Origin of the sequence: Epilithonimonas sp., from assembly GCF_032054305.1 — a bacterium.
Taxonomy (GTDB): domain Bacteria; phylum Bacteroidota; class Bacteroidia; order Flavobacteriales; family Weeksellaceae; genus Epilithonimonas.
Genome location: NZ_DAMBSX010000003.1, coordinates 250315 through 267223, shown reverse-complemented (window position 1 = coordinate 267223; position 16909 = coordinate 250315). Strand labels below are relative to the sequence as shown.

Below are 16909 nucleotides of genomic sequence, written 5' to 3'. Positions count from 1 at the left end.
TTCTCTATGAACAATAAAATTAATTTTTTTGTTTTGTGGAAAAAAATATCTTTTGAGGAAATGCAATTATCCCACTTATCTTTTCGATCGGATGCAAAATAAAGTTGAGACACTATGATACCCTGTAGATAATTTTTATATGTTTACCGCAATATGTATTTTTATGCTCATCACTAATTGAGTCGAGAACTTTATTCCAATGAGCAAACCAAACAGACATAGAAACCACATTTTAGAAACAGAGTCCAACAAGTTTTATAATAATTATTTGCCGAATGAATGGTTTGCAGATAAACCAGACCACGACTATGGAATAGATTACATAACCCACATATCTGTAAATGGACAAGTGACAGGATTAAATTTTTCTGTACAATTAAAAAGCAAAGAGAAAGAATCTAACAAAGAACATGTTTCAATATCTATTAAACAGTCAACATTAGGATTGTTTAATACTAAACTTGAACCTGTCTTGCTGGTTGCATACGTGCAAGAGGACAAGGAAGCTTATTGGTATTGGTACAACGATTTAAATCTTGACCTAACTAAAGTACAAAAAATGGTTAGGATTAATATTCCAAGGGCTAATAAGTTAAGTCAGATTGATTGGAATGTTGTTACAAAATATGTTCAAGATATTTTTAGCATAAAAACATTAATTGACGGCGTAAGAGCATTAGAATATACAGAATTGTCGAATACAGAGGTTTTAGCTTGGCGAAATTATTATGCTGGTAAATATGAGGATGCTTCTTTCTATTTTAGAAGCCTTTTAAAGGAAGAACATAAAAATTATGTAGTAATACTTGAAGGTTTGGCACATAGTCAATATATGTCCTTTAATTACAAGGATGCATTACAAACGATTAATAAATGTATTGAAAATGCTGGTACAGAAAATCAATATTTAACAAAAGCTTGTATTTTGGCAGAAGATGGTGCTGCAACAGGAAGCAAAGGCAAGCTCATTGAAGCGAAAAATATTTTTTATAAGTATCTTTTAGAGGGAAATGATAATGAAGTTAGACATTACAATTTTGCTAATACTTTAAAAAGTTTGGGTAAACTGGAAGAAGCTGTTCAACAATATAAACTATGCTTAAAGATAAATCCAAACAATGCCCAAGCATGGAAAAATTTAGGCTCAATATACTATGACTTACATAATCATGAGGAAGAAATTGTTTGTTATGACAAAGCTTTAAAAATTAATCCCAAACTTCCACAGGCATTATTTAGCAAAGGTGTAACCCTCTCTCATATTTATAAAAAACATACCGAGGGATTATCCCTCATGTTAAAATCAAATGAACAGGAAGAAGAAATGATGAATGGATATCCGGTTGGATATTTTTGGATTGCATATACTTATGAGAAACTCGGTAAGATTGATGAATCATTATACTTTATTGATAAAGGTTTGAGCATTGATCCCGAGAATTTATTTATGCTTGATTTTAAAACTAATTTATTAGCTTCTAATTTTGAGAAAGATGATAATTTAAAGAATACTGCTATTGAATTTTTTGAATATCGACTTGAATTAGATAACCATTTCAAAAGCTTATACTATTTGATTAAAGCTAAAGAAATTCATGACGAAAAAACAATTCTTGTATTGCTTAAAAAGTATACTCCAATCGTCAAATTTGCTGATTCAAGTACACTTACAAAATGTGTGTTAAAATTACAAGACTTATTAAAATTTCTATTGCATTATGATAAATATTTAACCCTTCGACAAACTTATCCATTGAACAGGTATCTGAATCATCTTATGTCCCAAAATCACTCAATATCGTCAGAATTTTATGAGATAATGGATTTGATTTTTGCAAAAGGTTTTAGTGATGCTATTGAAGAATATTATAAAGTTGGAAATATGAATCTAATTGGCGAAGCGATATTGAACGCACTGTCTTTTTTGCCTAGTGCCATTTTTGAACTGATTCCCGATGAAGAATACACTCAAGATGAAGCAGTAGCAATAATGACGCATACTTATTTAGAATATCCTAATATAGCAGTTCGCGAATTTGGTATTCAAGTAGGATTAATTAGTGCGAATTTCGGATTTGAAAAAGTAGACCCTGCAGATATATTGTCTGATTCTTGGTATGAAGAGTTTAGAGAAAATACTTTAATCTACATAAACCGAAGGCTAAAGCTTTTAAAAGAGGAATAAGCGTTAATAACAAAAGAACAACTAATAAGTATATATTTTATGGGTAATATATATTAATTTTATTTCTATCGCTTTGGTCTAAAGTGATAAATCTAAAAAAAATAGGAAATTTTTATCTTTGATAGTCTGTGGTTTAGTGAAATATATAACTCGAAAATTATCTTTTTTTTGGAAAAACTAAAAAAAGGCATATATCCGCTCTCTCAAAAAAATGAAAACCTGACTCTTCATTTAGCCGAATTAATTGTTATTATCTCGCTTATGGGTACGGGTATCAAGATCGAACTTAAATTTTCTTTCAAGAGCTGATCATCACCATTGATACTGGTAGGTTTTACCATGTTATTATGTATTGGTGCAGCAACGGCAACGGGGTATTATTTTTTAGGTTTAGGTTTAGGTCTTGCGTCGGCAGTATTGCTGGGTACTGTTATTGCTCCAACCGATCCTGTTCTCGCATCGGATGTACAGGTGGGGCCTCCAAATGAGGGAATGAAATCAGAGACCAAATTTGCGCTCACATCAGAGCCTGGACTAAATGACGGAGTAGCTTTCCTTTTAATAGTAAGACCTGTCTTTGGATGGCTGGCATTGAATTCATCAAAAATGAAAAACAAAGAAAGGCTGGCGATCGGATTTTGGCATCCGTGGAATGGGTTCGATATTCTATCTTGCATTTGCTTTCAGCAAATATAATTTTGACCATCAGGATGAATTGTGGGCTGCTGTTTCTTTAACGATCCTCTTTTCAATTTTGATTCATGGCCTTACGGCGACGCGTGTCATGGAATATCTTAAAAGAGAAGCATAGGATCAGTAATACAGGGTTCTACAGAAAAGAGCCTCACATTTTAAGAAATACATTGTTCCTGACCACAGTAACGTATCCTTAGCGTATTGATGGCCTTGAATTCAATTACAATGATTTTGAATCTACATAATAAATTCTCTGTAATACTAAATGATATATTAGCGCACCTGAAAAGTAGCAGATAATATCCATAAAATCAGCTGTATATCTTGCTGATAGTAACGGACATATAATTTCAAATACAATGGTCAGATTAAGTGCTGCTCCCAGCAAAAACTTCAGATCCGGTCTCCAATCCGGATAATAGGTGAGCTTCATGATTTTCATTGTAGTATAGCTGAACATAGGGACACTGTATAGATCAGTAAGATGATCATTGAGAGGTACGATTATTCCATTCCTTCTCAGTAATGCGATAATTCCCCAAATGATAAGCCCTCCAATAAACCAATATGAAATATTTAAATTTTTAAACATGCATTGCGCCTAAGATGATGCTCAAGATAATTTGAATGACTTTTAAAAAAATATTGACATCAGGTTTCTGTCTGTCTTCAGCTGAATTATCTTTACTTTCGCTGTCTTCGTAATTAAATAATTGCTTTCCTTCCATTTTTTTTCTCAATCATAACAAAATTCATTCCTACTCCAATTGTCTACTAATAGGTACATAATTTAAGATCCTTTTGATAGTAATGTTTAATTGGAGTATCCTTTCAGCAACTGCCTGTAACTCATTAAAATCGATGATTTCGAAATAAACCCTAGGAAGATATTCTGCTGATCGACGACAGGCAAGCTCCACGTACCCGTATTGTCAAAGACCTGGAGAATCTCTCTCGGCTTATCTTCGGGATGGATGAAAGCTGCCGGGGCTCTCATTATTTTTGTTATCGTAAGCGGCAAATAATTTTCATCATTGAAAAAATAAGGTCTGATATCGTCTAAAGTTAAGATACCTCTCAACTTTTTATCATTATCGATAACTGCAAAAAAATTCTTGTTCCCGTTCTTAACTAAATCAGACAATTCTTCTATTGAAGCATTTTCATTAATTGTTTGGGAATATCTATCAATGAAATCTTCTGTATGGAGTGAGAAAAGAAGATTCTCGTCATGCTGATTCGTAAAAATCTTACCCTGGTCGGCCAAAGATTTTAGTTCTGGGGATATTGGTGAAAACCATTTTGCAATGAGATAGGAGATCACTGAAACGATCATCAAAGGTATAAAAAGGTCGTATCCAAAACTGGACTCAGCAATTAGAAAGATGGCAGTTAGCGGGGCGTAAAGGACACCACTCATCGCACCGGCCATTCCTACCAGAACTAAGTTTGATACAGGAACGTCCTTAAAGCCGATCTGCTGGCAGATTACGGCAAATCAAAATCCGACGGTTCCTCCTGCAAAAAGTGATGGTGCAAAATTACCTCCATTTCCACCGCTGAAAATGGTGAAAGATGTTGAAAAAGCTTTTAACAGACATACACAAACCAGAAATACAATGATCGTCTATTCTTTGATATCAAAGTATCTAAAGAGACTGTTTTCAATGATCGAGTTTGTACTGCCATTGGTAAAGGCCTTGACTGTGTCATACCCTTCGCCGAATAGTGGCGGAAAAAGCACGCAGAGTAACGATAGGATGGCACCGCCCAGCATTGCCTTCCGCAATCTGGACATTTTCAAACCTTTTATAAAATGCTCTACCTTTTGGGAAACCATTAAAAAATATCTTGCATACAGTCCTGTGACAATACCTAATATAAGATAGTAGGGAAGATTCCTGTAATCAAATGCTTCTCTGGTATGGAACCTAAAAAGGATATCTTCCTGAAGCAGAATTCTGGATAAGAGGCTACCACATACCGCAGCAACTACCAGCGGGATAAAATCCGTAAAGACCACGCCTGTCAGTAGGATTTCAAAGGCAAACATGACCCCTGCGATAGGAGCGTTGAAAGCCGAGGCAACACCAGCTGTGGCTCCGGCTGCCAAAAGTAGTGTTCGTTCCTTGTAATTCAGGCGGTAAGTCTGCGCATAATTGGAACCAATGGCAGCACCAGTCACAGCGATAGGGCTTTCTAAACCGGCAGATCCTCCGAGGCCTACGGTTATCGCGCTTTGGACAATTTGTGAATAGGTCTTAACGGATGAGACAATACTCGAATTCTGAGCGATCTCATACAATATGGCACCTATCCCTTTTCTGTCCTGTCCTTTGAATATCGTCAATACGATGCTGGTTGTCAATACGATTCCCAAAAACGGAAAAATGATATAGAACAGGATCTGATATTCAAAATGAACCTTGTTCGTGATAAAGAAATGGATATTGTGTACTATTGTTTTCAGCAGGACACCAGCCAGACCTGCTGTACAGCCCACTAGAATTCCGGAGAGAAGTAAAAACTGGCTGCGGCTGAGCCTGTTGTTGAGCCAGTGGAGGATCAATTCATAGCTGCGGGCCTTTTCAAGTCCATATTTTTGGAAGTCCCTCTTGAACCTGAGAAAACTTATATATCTTTTTTTATTGTTGATATTCACTTACTATAATCGCTTTTATTTGCGCTAGGATCTTGATTAGAATGCGCAATTTTTAGGGTTATTGCAAATATACCAAAAGCTTATGGGATAGGCATCTCTATATCTGCGAAATCAATAAGATCTGTATCCTAAAAGTATGGTAGAAAACGATCTTTCATTTTTTTTGTATCTTACTACGGTCAATTATTCGAAATCATCAATTAAAAATATAAAAATTGTAATTATGAAAATAGGATTATTAGGATTTGGGAAGGCAGGTAAAGCGGTTGCAAATGTTATTCTTCAGCACAAGGATTTTTCATTGGAATGGGTTCTGAAGAAAACTGATATGCTGAATAAGCTTTCTGCAAAAGATATTCTTGGAATCTCAGCATCGGATGACGCATTGATCTATTCTCAAAGCAGCACGGACATTGAAACATTACTTGAGGATCATCCTGTAGACTTTGTTATTGATTTTTCCAACGAAGAAAGCATTCATCTTTATGGCAAGGTCGCAGCCCGTAAAAAGATCAAGATCATCTCAGCCATTTCGCATTACGGAGAAAATGAGATCAAAGTTCTGAAAGAACTTGCAACTGACACTGTGGTGTTTTGGTCGCCAAACATCACATTAGGCGTCAACTACCTGCTGTTTGCGGCATCGCTGTTAAAAAATATAGCGCCTGGTGTTGATATAGAGGTGGTCGAGGAACACTTCAAAGCCAAATCCGGCGTGTCGGGAACAGCAGTGAAAATTGCGGAAACTTTGGATATAGAGACAGAAAGCATCAACTCTGTCAGGGCTGGCGGTATCGTTGGAAAACACGAGGTCATATTTGGGTTTCCCTACCAGACCGTTCGTCTTGTCCACGAATCCATATCACGGGAAGCATTTGGAAGCGGTGCATTATTTGTCGCTGAGAACCTTAAAAGCAAACTGAAAGGATTATATAATTTTGAAGACATCCTGCGACCTTACTTTTTCGCTCAGACTCCAGATATGTTATCTTAAAATCTATCAATTGAAAAAATGCCATTCCAATTTTGGAATGGCATTTTTTGAAGGCTATTTTAATCTAGTTTTCAGTATTGTTTAAAAGTTTGACATTTTTCTCATTCAGCCTTTTTTCAAGCCAGCTTTTAAGCTGTAATTCATTCACTTTCTTTCCCGAATAAATCATCACGAATTGCAGCCTTACACTGTCCGTTTCAGGATATTGGGCAATTTTTCCGTAGGAAACGCCGGACATATCCGGATATAGGATTTGTATCTCTTTGCGTAATGTGGAGTCTGAAACTTTATAATTGTCGAGTTCTGACCGCAGGCTGGATAAAGCTATGTCCTTTTCTGACAGGTTTGTATTGTTTTTGTTGATCTCACTCAGTATCTCTGATTTCAGATCGGAATTGTTTTGCCTGATGTTGATCTTTGTGTTTGCAAGCCCGTTATCAGAAAGCATCTTGTTGTAAGACTTGATCTCTTCAGTAGTGAATTTTTTATTTAGGAATGCAACGTCGATGGTTTTGGGATTGGCGTTGTAGTTTATCTTTTTATAGATCAATGTATATCCATTCTTTTCAAATTCTTTTTGGAGGAAAAGTTCTGCGGTCTTCGTGAATTTCTTTTCATTGTACAGGTTGTAGGCTAAATACGAGCTGGGAACGATCATTACCAGTATTAACAGCGATATGCTGTATCTGATCCTTTTTTCATATTTGTTGTCGACAATAGAGGAAGGATAATGCAGATATTTCACGACAAGAAAAGTAGCAATGCATATAAAAAAGCAATTGATGCTGTAAAGATAGAATGCGCCGATGAAATAAGAAAAATTAAAAGTAGCAAGACCAAATCCGGCCGTACACAGGGGAGGCATCAATGCCGTTGCAATGGCAACACCGGGAATAGGATTTCCTTTTTCTACCCTTGTTATGGCTATGACACCTACCAGTCCTCCAAAAAAAGCGATCAGAACATCGTAGATGTTGGGTGCAGTCCTTGCCAAAAGTTCTGATTGTACATCTTTGAAGGGACTTATGTAAAAATAGAATCCTGAAACCAATAAACTTACTACCGTTGCAATAAGAAGGTTCTTAAAAGATTTCTTAAGCAGAGGAAAATTATAGGTTCCAAGCGCAAATCCTGCTCCGACAATAGGACCCATTAGCGGAGAAATAAGCATGGCCCCAATAATAACCGCAGTGGAATTGACGTTAAGGCCTATGGATGCGATAATGATCGCACAGGCTAGGATCCAGAGATTGGAACCTCTGAATGAAATATTGGACGTGACATTTTCCAGTACCTTATCCTTTTTCTCTTCACCATTGTGAAGATTAATAAAATTAAAGATATTATTCATCGGTTTGAGTTGGTTTAGAATCTTGGTTAAGAATGATATAGCCTATAATTCCTCCGATCAAGGAGGCTGCAAATATGCCGATCTTTGCCTGTGTCTGGTATTCTTCGTGGCTAAAGGCAAGGGAGGTTACAAACAGGGACATTGTAAATCCAATGGATGCCAGAAAACCAAGTCCGAGCAGATTACGGATATTCATCCCCTCAGGTAATTGAGCAATTTTTAGTTTAATAAAAACAGCAGTGAAGCCTACAACACCTAAGACCTTTCCGACCAACAATCCCAATGCCACACCCAATGCGATATTGGTGTCAAATAAACTGTTAAGGTCAATATTTAAAGATACACCGGCATTGGCTATTGCAAAAATCGGTATGATAACGAAAGTTACAACGGGATGCATCGCGTGTTCCAGTATCTGAAGGGGAGGAGTGGCGGCATTTGTCGCCTCATTGATCTTTTCCAGAACATGCAGCTGGTCGTTGGTCAATGTAGGTGTATTTTCAGTAGGGTCTAAATTTTTAAACCTTTCCAGATAGCTGCTGATCTTGGCGATGAACAGATTTTCCTTGATCTTCACATCTGCCGGAATGGTAAAAGCAGCCAAGACAGCAGCGATCGTGGCGTGAACGCCTGAAATTACAAAGCATGTCCATACACCGCAGATGCCAAGGAATGCGAAAAAAAGGATCGATCTGACGCCAAGCTTATTCCCCAGGTACATCACTGCAAGAATGCCAAGTCCTATCAGCAAATACGTCATTTCAATGTTCGATGTATAGAAAAATGCGATTACCAGGACTGCTCCCAAATCATCCACAATTGCCAAGGCAGTTAAAAATACCTTGAGGGAAAGTGGGATCTTCTTTCCCAACAGAAAAAGCACGCCCAATGCAAAAGCAATATCCGTGGCCATAGGTATTCCCCAACCTTTGTGCATTTCCCCGGTCGTATTGAGTAGCAGGAAGATCAATGCCGGCATTACCATTCCCCCAACTGCCGCAACTATCGGAAGCATGGCTTTTCGCGGATTGGAAAGCTCCCCACCGATTATCTCCCGTTTAAGCTCAAGCCCCACCACGAAAAAGAAAACAGACATCAATCCGTCATTGATCCAGTGATGGACGGTAAAATCGAAAAAACTTTCCCCATTCCATTGAAATCCAAAGGTCTGCTCCAGAAAATGATGGTAGCCATCGGATAATGCTGAATTGGCCAAAATCAAAGCAATGATCACACTGATCCCTAAAAGTAATCCTCCCGACTTTTCCTGTTGGATAAATCGCTGAACGGGCTGTGTGATCTTGTCGATCGGCTTTGTGGGGTAACTTTTGATCATAGTTTATTTAATATAGATAACTGCAAATTTATGAATACTAAAGGGAAAAATAGAGGAACATTGCGAAAGTTATTTTTAATATACTTAGATATTTAGCTCGGAAATTTGTAAAGAATTAAAAAGAATATGTCATATGTGGTCAATTGTAATTTTAAAGTTAATTATCAGAAAAGAATGAACGTTTTAAAATTAATTTGTTTAATATTATACGCTTGAAATCTCATTAATCTATAAAAAAATGTCAACAAAAAAGCTTAGTGAATGGTATGCCACTGCGATCTGCGGCAATGATATAACTTCATCTTGTCTGTATGTTTCGGCTCTGGCTATTGTAGCGGCAGGTCAGTATGCATGGGTCGCTCTTTTGATGGTGGCCGTGGTACTATTTCTATTCAGAAAGATCTATGGCGAGGTGGTCGGAGCATTGCCCCTCAATGGTGGTGCATATAACGTATTGTTAAATACTACAACGAAAAGTAATGCGTCTATTGCAGCCTGTCTTACCATATTATCTTACATGGCAACGGCAGTAATCTCCTCAAGCGAGGCGATGCACTACCTACATCATATTTTGCCATATTTCAATGTGAATATAGCAACATTCGTGCTTTTGCTCATATTTTTAGAGCTGACTATTTTAGGAATTTCTGAAAGTGCAGTGGTTGCCCTGGTCATTTTTGTTTTCCATCTTGCAACAATGGGACTGTTAATTGGTTCCTGCTTTTTCTTTGTCTGGCAGCACGGATTCTCAATATTGATCGACAATTTCCATCTTCCTGCCAGAAATGGAAGTATTTTAACCGCTATTTTCTTTGGATTTTCAGCTGCTATGCTTGGGATCTCAGGCTTTGAGAGCTCTTCAAATTTTGTGGAGGAGCAGGAGCGAGGTGTTTTTGCGAAAACATTAAGAAATATGTGGATCGCAGTATCAGTGCTAAACCCGATGATTGCATTTCTTGTGATATGCATCATTCCCATATCGGCAGTAGAATCACACCAAAATTCTTTCTTAAGTTATATTGGGACTTTGACTGGTGGAAAATGGCTCGCTACGATCATTTCGATCAATGCGGTCTCTGTTTTAAGTGGTGCGGTATTAACTTCATTTGTTGGGGTCAATGGTCTTATCAAAAGGATGACTTTGGATAGAATATTACCAAATTATTTTCTGAAGGAAAATAAAAGGGGCAGTACATACAGGATCCTGATCCTTTTCTTTCTGTTATGTCTTTCAGTGCTATTGGTGACCAGAGGACAATTGGCACCACTTGCCGCTGTTTATGCCCTGTCTTTCCTGACTGTCATGGCATCATTTGCGTTAGGAAATATCCTGCTTAAACTCAGAAGGTCTCGTCTGCCACGTCCGGAATACGCCAAACCCGGAGTTGTGCTGTTGGCTTTTGCAGCCATAATCATTGCTTTATATGGGAACATCATGACCAAGCCACAATATCTTGTCACCTTTCTGCAATATTTTATTCCTTCGGTACTGATCATTTTGGCTATGCTGCTGCGAAAGGATATTATGCATTTTATTGTTAATCTGCTGCAGTCGCTGTCGAAGAACTATAAAAAATACACGCTCACAAGACAAAGATCTTTGTACCGAAGCCTGAAAAAACTCTATGAGCAGGATTTTGTTTTCTTCTCAAAAGGTGATGATATAGCAACCCTTAATAAGGTGATGATGTACCTGCACGAAAATGAGGTGACAAACAAGATGAAGATCGTTACGGTATTAAAAGAACAACAGCAACCGGATCCAAAATTCCTCGCTGATTTTGACACTTTGGACCGTGCCTATCCTGAGGTCGATATGGAGTATATTACCATTTTGGGCAACTTTACGCCTGAACTTGTGGAAGAGCTTAGTAACAAATGGGGAATCCCAAAGAACTTCATGTTTATCAGCAGTCCCGGGGAAAAATTCAGTTACAGAGTTGATGAACTTGGAGGAGTCAGGCTTATTCTTTAGATTTTAATTTTGATTGAAGAAGAATAAAAACATAGAATAGAAGATTTTATTAATTCTTATAAGCATTAAGTTGATTTAATCAATTCATTCCGTTAATAATTGCTATTAAGAATGCTTAGATAGGAATTAATTAAAGTCGTTAAAAAACATAATTAATACGTGTCGCCATTAAGAAAAATATTTTGTATTTTCAAACTTATCAATTGATATGAATAAGAGAACAACAAACGCCTTAGCAGTGGAAGATTTCCAGAAAGACAATAATGTTGCCTTTGGTGTTCTGTATCAAAAATATTTTGGCTATACACGGAAATTTGTTCTTGGAAACAAAGGAAATCTGGAAGATGCGGAAGATGTTTTTCAGGATGCTTTGATTATTTTGTATGAGAAATTGTACGATGATGATTTCAAAGCTTACACCTGTCTTGCCAATTACGTCACCGGAATTTCTAAAAACCTGTGGTTGAAAAAATTACGCAACCGAAACTTTTTTGTGGAAATTCACGAAAGCTATTATTTTGAAAACAAAGAAGAAATCAACCAAGCTATAGAAAACGAGAGAGATTATTGGGACAAACTCAATGATTATATTAATGAAATCTCATCGCACTGCCAAAACCTCATCCAGGATATTTTTATGAAGAATAAAAATATCGAAGAAATACAGGAAAAATACAAGTATTCCAGCAAGCACAATGCGCAAAACCAAAAGCATAAATGTGTAGAGCAAATCCGGAAAATAAAAAAAAATAAGATAATTTTTAAACTGATTATCAATACTTTAAATAGAATTGTTAAAAAAATCACCTTTTCACAGGGTGATTTTTTTTGTTTTTGGGAACTTCATAGTAAATACTTTATCTTATGTTCACAAAAATAATTTATACATTCTTTTTCTTAGTTGCCATTTCGTTTTCCGCACAAAGCAAAACCGGAATCGATTTTCAGGCTAAAAATTTAGATGAAGCCAAAAAACTGGCACAACAGGAAAATAAACTCATCTTCATCGATCTGTACACAACTTGGTGCGGTCCGTGCAAACTGATGAAAAAGAATACGTTTCCGAATCCTGAACTGGGAGAATTTTTCAATAAAAATTTCATCAGCCTTTATATTGATGCTGAAAAAGAAGGGACAGAACTTGCAAAAAAATTCAAAATTGTTAATTATCCTTCCTTTCTTTTCCTAGACCAAAACGGCGAATTGGTGCAGTACGAATATGGATATTACAACACAACTCAATTTCTGAATGTAGGACAATCGGTTCTTAAAAAGAAATCCGCAAATAAAGAAACACCAACATTAGATGAGGTAAAGGGAAAAATGGTGGGCGAAACTATTTCCAATTTTACAGCAAAAGATCAATTTAACAAAAACTTCTCCTTGTCGGCAGAAAAAAAGAAAACCGTGCTGGTTTTCATTCGTGGACAATGGTGTCCGTACTGTAACAAATACATCGAAAGTCTTCAAAATCTTGCTCCCGAATTACAATCTAAAAACGCAAGATTGGTAATCATTTCTCCCGAAAAGCCTGAATTTATAGAGAAAACCATCAGCAAAACCAAAACCTCATATTCCGTTTTGTATGATGAAAACTACAAAATTGCTGAACTTTTTGATGTGCTTTACACACCAGAAAAGAAAACGATTGATTTCTACGAAAAACATTTAGGAGATGATTTCAAGAAAAGCCGTTCCGATGAGTCTGGAAGATTACCAGTTTCTGCGACCTACATTTTAGATGAAAATCAAAAAATTATCTGGAGACATTTCAATCCTGATTATAAAGAAAGAGCTTCATTGGAAGATATTTTAAAACAACTTTAATTTAAAAATTATGAAAAATATATTTACACTCATTCTCGTTTTTCTGCTTCCTTTTTTTGTATTGGCTCAAAAAAATGAACACCGAAATTTAGAAAACAAACTGGCAATTCAGGGGTATGATCCTGTTTCTTACATCGAACAGAAAAAAGCGGTAAAAGGTAAAAAAGAATTCGCAGTTAATGTAAACGGAGCCATTTATTATACTTCTTCGGAAAAGAACAAAGAACTCCTCAAAAAAGATCCAGCCAAATACGAACCTGTTTACGGCGGTTGGTGCGCTTTTGCATTGGGAGATTATGGCGAAAAAGTGGAAATCAATCCTACGACTTTTAAAATAATTGACGGAAAAACGCATCTGTTCTACAATAAATTCTTCAACAATACGCTGACTTCGTGGAATAAGAACGAAGTCAAACTGAAAAAAAGCGCAGACCAAAACTGGAAGAAACTGACCAATTAATTATTACTAAAAAATTAAAATGATGAAAACAATGATCACCTTTATTTTCTCTTCTCTTCTCTTAGTTTCCTGCATCAGAGAAAACACCGCAACAGAAGATTTAATGGAAATGGCTCCCGAAAATGCTACTCTGAAATATTCCGGAAATTTTATTCAGGGACCTTACGGAAATAACGTCAACGGAAAAGCCGAAATCTATGAAAAAAACGGAATTTATACTTTGGTTTTTAATGATGGTTTCACGGTTAGCAACGGTCCGGATTTATACGTTTATGTAAGCAAAGAACAGGAACCGTCGCAGTTTATTTCTTTGGGCTTGCTAAAATCTGTGAACGGCGGACAAACCTACACTTTTACGGGTTCCGTAAACTTCGATGAGTACAAATACGCAGTCGTTCATTGTCAACAATACAATCATCTGTTTTCTTACGCCTTATTAGAAAAAAAATAATTATAAAACGATGAAAAACTATATCAATTGGGCATTAAGATTAATTCCCGCCGTTATTTTACTGCAAACATTGTATTTTAAGTTTACGGCACATCCTGATTCTGTTGCTATTTTTTCTAAACTTCACGCAGAACCATTTGGAAGAATTTTTTCAGGTATTCTGGAACTCATCACTGCAGTTTTGATTCTAAACCCGAAAACCACTTTTTGGGGAGCTGTTCTGGGATTTGTAACGATGATTGGAGCAATTGCCTCACACATTTTCATTCTAGGAATTGACACCAATGACGATGGCGGAAAATTATTTTATCTTGCGCTTACCGTTCTTGTTTTTTGTGTAATTCTTCTGTTTAAATTTAAAAAAGCTAAAGTATGAATAAAGACGAATCGGTTTATGTCATCTTACACGAGATTCTTACCGAGCAACAAGAGCTTTTGCAAAAAGTTTCAACAGAAATATACACTCATCAAATTCCATCTTTAGACAATTCTACGATTGGTGGACACACGAGACACATTATTGAGTTTCTGGAAATTTTACGGAACTCTTATCATACGAATCAGATTAATTATGACGAAAGACAAAGAAATCTGGAATTAGAAAAAAATCCTGAAAAAGCGATGGAAGTGATTTTCGAAATACTTTCCAACATCGATTTGCCGAACAAAAATTTAATTTTAAAGCAAACCGTAGGAACTGTTTCTTTAGAAATTCCGACTAATTTCTATCGGGAATTATTGTACAATATTGAGCATTGCATTCATCATCAAGCATTGATAAAAGTAGCTTTTAATGAAATGAAAATGAGTCATTTACTCAACAAAAATTTCGGAATTGCCCCTTCAACGATTCAATACAGAGAAACTCAAAATTTAAACTAAATGTGTACTGTAACGTATTTTCCGCTTAAAAATAAAATTGTTCTGACTTCCAACCGGGACGAAAAACCCAATCGTTCTGCACAAGAAATCCATAGTGAAAAAGGTGTTTTTTATCCGAAAGATGCCACCAAAAACGGAACTTGGTTTGCGGTTTCCGAAAGCGGAAATGCCCTAATTTTATTAAACGGTGCTTTTGAAAATCATCCGGAAAAAACGAATTACCAGAAAAGCCGAGGACTGATTGTTTTGGATTTGATAGAGGAAGAGAACATTTTCAAGTCAATGGAATTAATTGATTTGGAAAACATTGAACCTTTTACACTGGTCATTTTTCAGGAAAACCAACTGGCAGAATTTCGTTGGGATGGAAGTGGAAAATATTTTAAAATGTTAGATATAAATTGTCCACATATTTGGTCTTCCGCAACATTGTATGATAAATCGGCAAGAGAAAAAAGGGAACAAATTTTTCAGAAATTTCTGCAAAACGAGAAGATTTCCGATGAAGATATTTTAGATTTCCACCATCAGAAAACCGATGATCTGGAAAACGGAATTACTATCAAAAGGCAAAATACGATACAAACCATCAGTACGACACAGCTCGTTATTTCCGATGAAATGACACTGAAACATTACGACCGACTGAACCCAGATTCAAAACCCGAAAAAATTTCCCTTAAAAATGAAACTCAAACATCGCCTTCATAAAATTGCACATTGGGAATACTGGTCTACTTTTTCCATTTACCTGCCGCTTTTTCCGGTTTGGCTGTACTGTGCATATAAAGCAAGAACACTGTTGTTCTTCCACGGTGCGAATCCTTCTATAAAATATGGCGGAATGGCGATGGAAAGCAAAAAAGAAATCTACGATTTGATTCCCAAAAACTGGATTCCGAAAACCATTTTTGCTTCCTCAGAAATCCCATTTCAGAAGATTTTATCTGAATTAAAATCACAAGTCATTAACTTTCCTGTTATTGTAAAACCAAACATCGGATTGAAAGGTTTAGGAGTTGTTCAGCTCGAAGATTTAAATGAATTGGAAGATTATCAGAACAACAGCGATTGCGATTTTCTGATTCAGGAAAAAATAAATTATCAGAATGAAGTCGGCATTTTTTACCACAGATTTCCAGACCAAAAATCAGGAAAAATCACAGGAATGGTGAAAAAAGAATTTCTATCCGTAAAAGGAAATGGTGAAAAAACCTTGAGAGAACTGGTGCTGGAAAATCCGAGAAGTGCCTTCCAAATCAAAGCCATAGAACAAAAAATGGTAAATGGGATGCAGGAAATAATTCCTGAAAATGAGGAAATTATTCTCATTCCGTTTGGAAGTCATACGAGGGGTGCAAAGTTTATTGATGTTTCAAGTGAAGTTACTGGAAAATTAGAGCAAAAAATAGATGAAATTTGTACAAAAGTGAATGGTTTTTATTTCGGAAGGCTTGATGTTATGCATGAAAATTTGGAACTATTACAAGAAGGTACAAGCTTTAAAATCATAGAAATAAACGGTGCTAAAAGCGAACCAACACATATGTACGACCCAAAACACTCCTTATTTTTTGCTTGGAAAGAAATCACCAAACACTGGAAAATAATGGCAGAAATCAGTAGAAAAAACCACGAAACGGGTTTTCCTTATCTGGATCTTAAGGAAGGATTTTTAGCTTTGAAAAATAATCTAGCTGTAGAAAAAAAGCTCAGGAAGATTTCTTTGGTTGATTGACTCGTATGCTTTTTAAATTTTAGTATCTGAAAATCTATTGTTTATAATATGTTGCGAAAGAAAAGATCAAATTTATTTGCAAAAAATAAATAAATCTATATCTTTGCAACAGTAAAAACGACGATCTCTAGATTGTTTAAAAAAGTGACCTATTCGGTGACCTCTTAGACAAGAGAACAATATAAAGCTTATGGATAGGGCTTTTTTGAAAAAATAACAAGTCCCGTCCGGATCGCAACTATTATATCAAAATAGTTCAAAACGCTTTAAAACGTATGTTTTAAAGCGTTTTTTGTTTTATGTGTGTGTAGTTAATGGTTTAGATTTGGAGTTTTTATTTAATTTTATTGAT

The 16909-nt window shown here is 36.1% G+C and carries 17 protein-coding genes and 1 pseudogene; 12 read left to right on the top strand and 6 right to left on the bottom strand.

What is annotated here, in order from left to right:
• The first annotated feature begins 199 nt into the window (after positions 1-199).
• Complete coding sequence (locus tag RTX21_RS08010; protein ID WP_051879764.1) at positions 200-2185, top strand: tetratricopeptide repeat protein; 1986 nt, start codon at positions 200-202, stop codon at positions 2183-2185.
• A gap of 318 nt (positions 2186-2503) precedes the next feature.
• Complete coding sequence (locus RTX21_RS08005; protein WP_123902433.1) at positions 2504-2881, top strand: hypothetical protein; 378 nt, start codon at positions 2504-2506, stop codon at positions 2879-2881.
• Between the two features lie 220 nt (positions 2882-3101).
• Here the strand turns inward: RTX21_RS08005 and RTX21_RS08000 are convergent, their stop codons facing one another.
• From RTX21_RS08000 to RTX21_RS07985, 4 genes and pseudogenes are all read right to left on the bottom strand, one after another.
• Positions 3102-3341, bottom strand: a complete 240-nt coding sequence (locus tag RTX21_RS08000; protein ID WP_312766719.1) for a hypothetical protein — start codon at positions 3339-3341, stop codon at positions 3102-3104.
• Between the two features lie 124 nt (positions 3342-3465).
• A complete protein-coding gene (locus RTX21_RS07995; protein WP_157450504.1) occupies positions 3466-3609 on the bottom strand; it encodes a hypothetical protein in 144 nt (47 codons plus the stop codon).
• An 86-nt stretch (positions 3610-3695) separates the two neighbouring features.
• A complete protein-coding gene (locus tag RTX21_RS18010) occupies positions 3696-4217 on the bottom strand; it encodes a CBS domain-containing protein (RefSeq protein WP_262483973.1) in 522 nt (173 codons plus the stop codon).
• A pseudogene (locus RTX21_RS07985) lies at positions 4197-5384 on the bottom strand (chloride channel protein); the annotation flags it as partial. The gene RTX21_RS18010 and the pseudogene RTX21_RS07985, both read right to left, overlap by 21 nt.
• A gap of 382 nt (positions 5385-5766) precedes the next feature.
• Here RTX21_RS07985 and RTX21_RS07980 point away from each other — a divergent pair.
• Positions 5767-6537: a 4-hydroxy-tetrahydrodipicolinate reductase gene (locus RTX21_RS07980; RefSeq protein WP_034980039.1), complete on the top strand. Its 771-nt coding sequence runs from the start codon at positions 5767-5769 to the stop codon at positions 6535-6537.
• Between the two features lie 64 nt (positions 6538-6601).
• Here RTX21_RS07980 and RTX21_RS07975 read toward each other — a convergent pair whose 3' ends face one another.
• Both RTX21_RS07975 and nhaA read right to left on the bottom strand, forming a co-directional pair.
• Positions 6602-7888, bottom strand: coding sequence for a DUF389 domain-containing protein (locus tag RTX21_RS07975; RefSeq protein WP_066436416.1), 1287 nt, complete (start codon positions 7886-7888; stop codon positions 6602-6604).
• The gene (gene nhaA / locus RTX21_RS07970; protein WP_066436418.1) at positions 7881-9224 is read right to left on the bottom strand and encodes a Na+/H+ antiporter NhaA; all 1344 of its coding nucleotides are present in this window, start codon (positions 9222-9224) and stop codon (positions 7881-7883) included. Before nhaA ends, RTX21_RS07975 begins: the two co-directional genes overlap by 8 nt.
• A 238-nt stretch (positions 9225-9462) precedes the next feature.
• Between nhaA and RTX21_RS07965 the strand changes: the two genes are divergently transcribed.
• The 9 genes from RTX21_RS07965 to RTX21_RS07925 all read left to right on the top strand — a co-directional run bounded on the left by RTX21_RS07965 (position 9463) and on the right by RTX21_RS07925 (position 16557).
• The gene (locus RTX21_RS07965) at positions 9463-11199 is read left to right on the top strand and encodes an APC family permease (protein WP_066436421.1); all 1737 of its coding nucleotides are present in this window, start codon (positions 9463-9465) and stop codon (positions 11197-11199) included.
• Between the two features lie 208 nt (positions 11200-11407).
• Positions 11408-12079 (top strand): RNA polymerase sigma factor, encoded by a 672-nt coding sequence (locus tag RTX21_RS07960; protein ID WP_074719343.1) that lies wholly within the window; start codon positions 11408-11410, stop codon positions 12077-12079.
• Complete coding sequence (locus tag RTX21_RS07955) at positions 12064-13026, top strand: redoxin domain-containing protein (RefSeq protein ID WP_116036945.1); 963 nt, start codon at positions 12064-12066, stop codon at positions 13024-13026. The genes RTX21_RS07960 and RTX21_RS07955 overlap by 16 nt, the downstream gene beginning before the upstream one ends.
• A gap of 10 nt (positions 13027-13036) precedes the next feature.
• On the top strand, positions 13037-13486 hold the full coding sequence (locus RTX21_RS07950) for a YHS domain-containing (seleno)protein (protein ID WP_034976058.1): 450 nt from the start codon (positions 13037-13039) through the stop codon (positions 13484-13486).
• A 19-nt stretch (positions 13487-13505) separates the two neighbouring features.
• Complete coding sequence (locus RTX21_RS07945) at positions 13506-13937, top strand: DM13 domain-containing protein (protein WP_082738247.1); 432 nt, start codon at positions 13506-13508, stop codon at positions 13935-13937.
• 10 nt (positions 13938-13947) lie between these two features.
• Positions 13948-14313 (top strand): DoxX family protein, encoded by a 366-nt coding sequence (locus RTX21_RS07940; RefSeq protein ID WP_034976052.1) that lies wholly within the window; start codon positions 13948-13950, stop codon positions 14311-14313.
• Entirely contained in the window at positions 14310-14819 is a 510-nt protein-coding gene (locus RTX21_RS07935; protein WP_034976048.1) for a hypothetical protein, read from the top strand. The genes RTX21_RS07940 and RTX21_RS07935 overlap by 4 nt, the downstream gene beginning before the upstream one ends.
• Positions 14820-15530, top strand: a complete 711-nt coding sequence (locus RTX21_RS07930; protein ID WP_051879939.1) for an NRDE family protein — start codon at positions 14820-14822, stop codon at positions 15528-15530.
• Positions 15505-16557 carry a hypothetical protein gene (locus RTX21_RS07925; protein WP_034976046.1) on the top strand — a complete coding sequence of 351 codons (1053 nt, stop codon included), beginning with the start codon at positions 15505-15507 and terminating at the stop codon, positions 16555-16557. Before RTX21_RS07930 ends, RTX21_RS07925 begins: the two co-directional genes overlap by 26 nt.
• Positions 16558-16909: the final 352 nt, after the last annotated feature.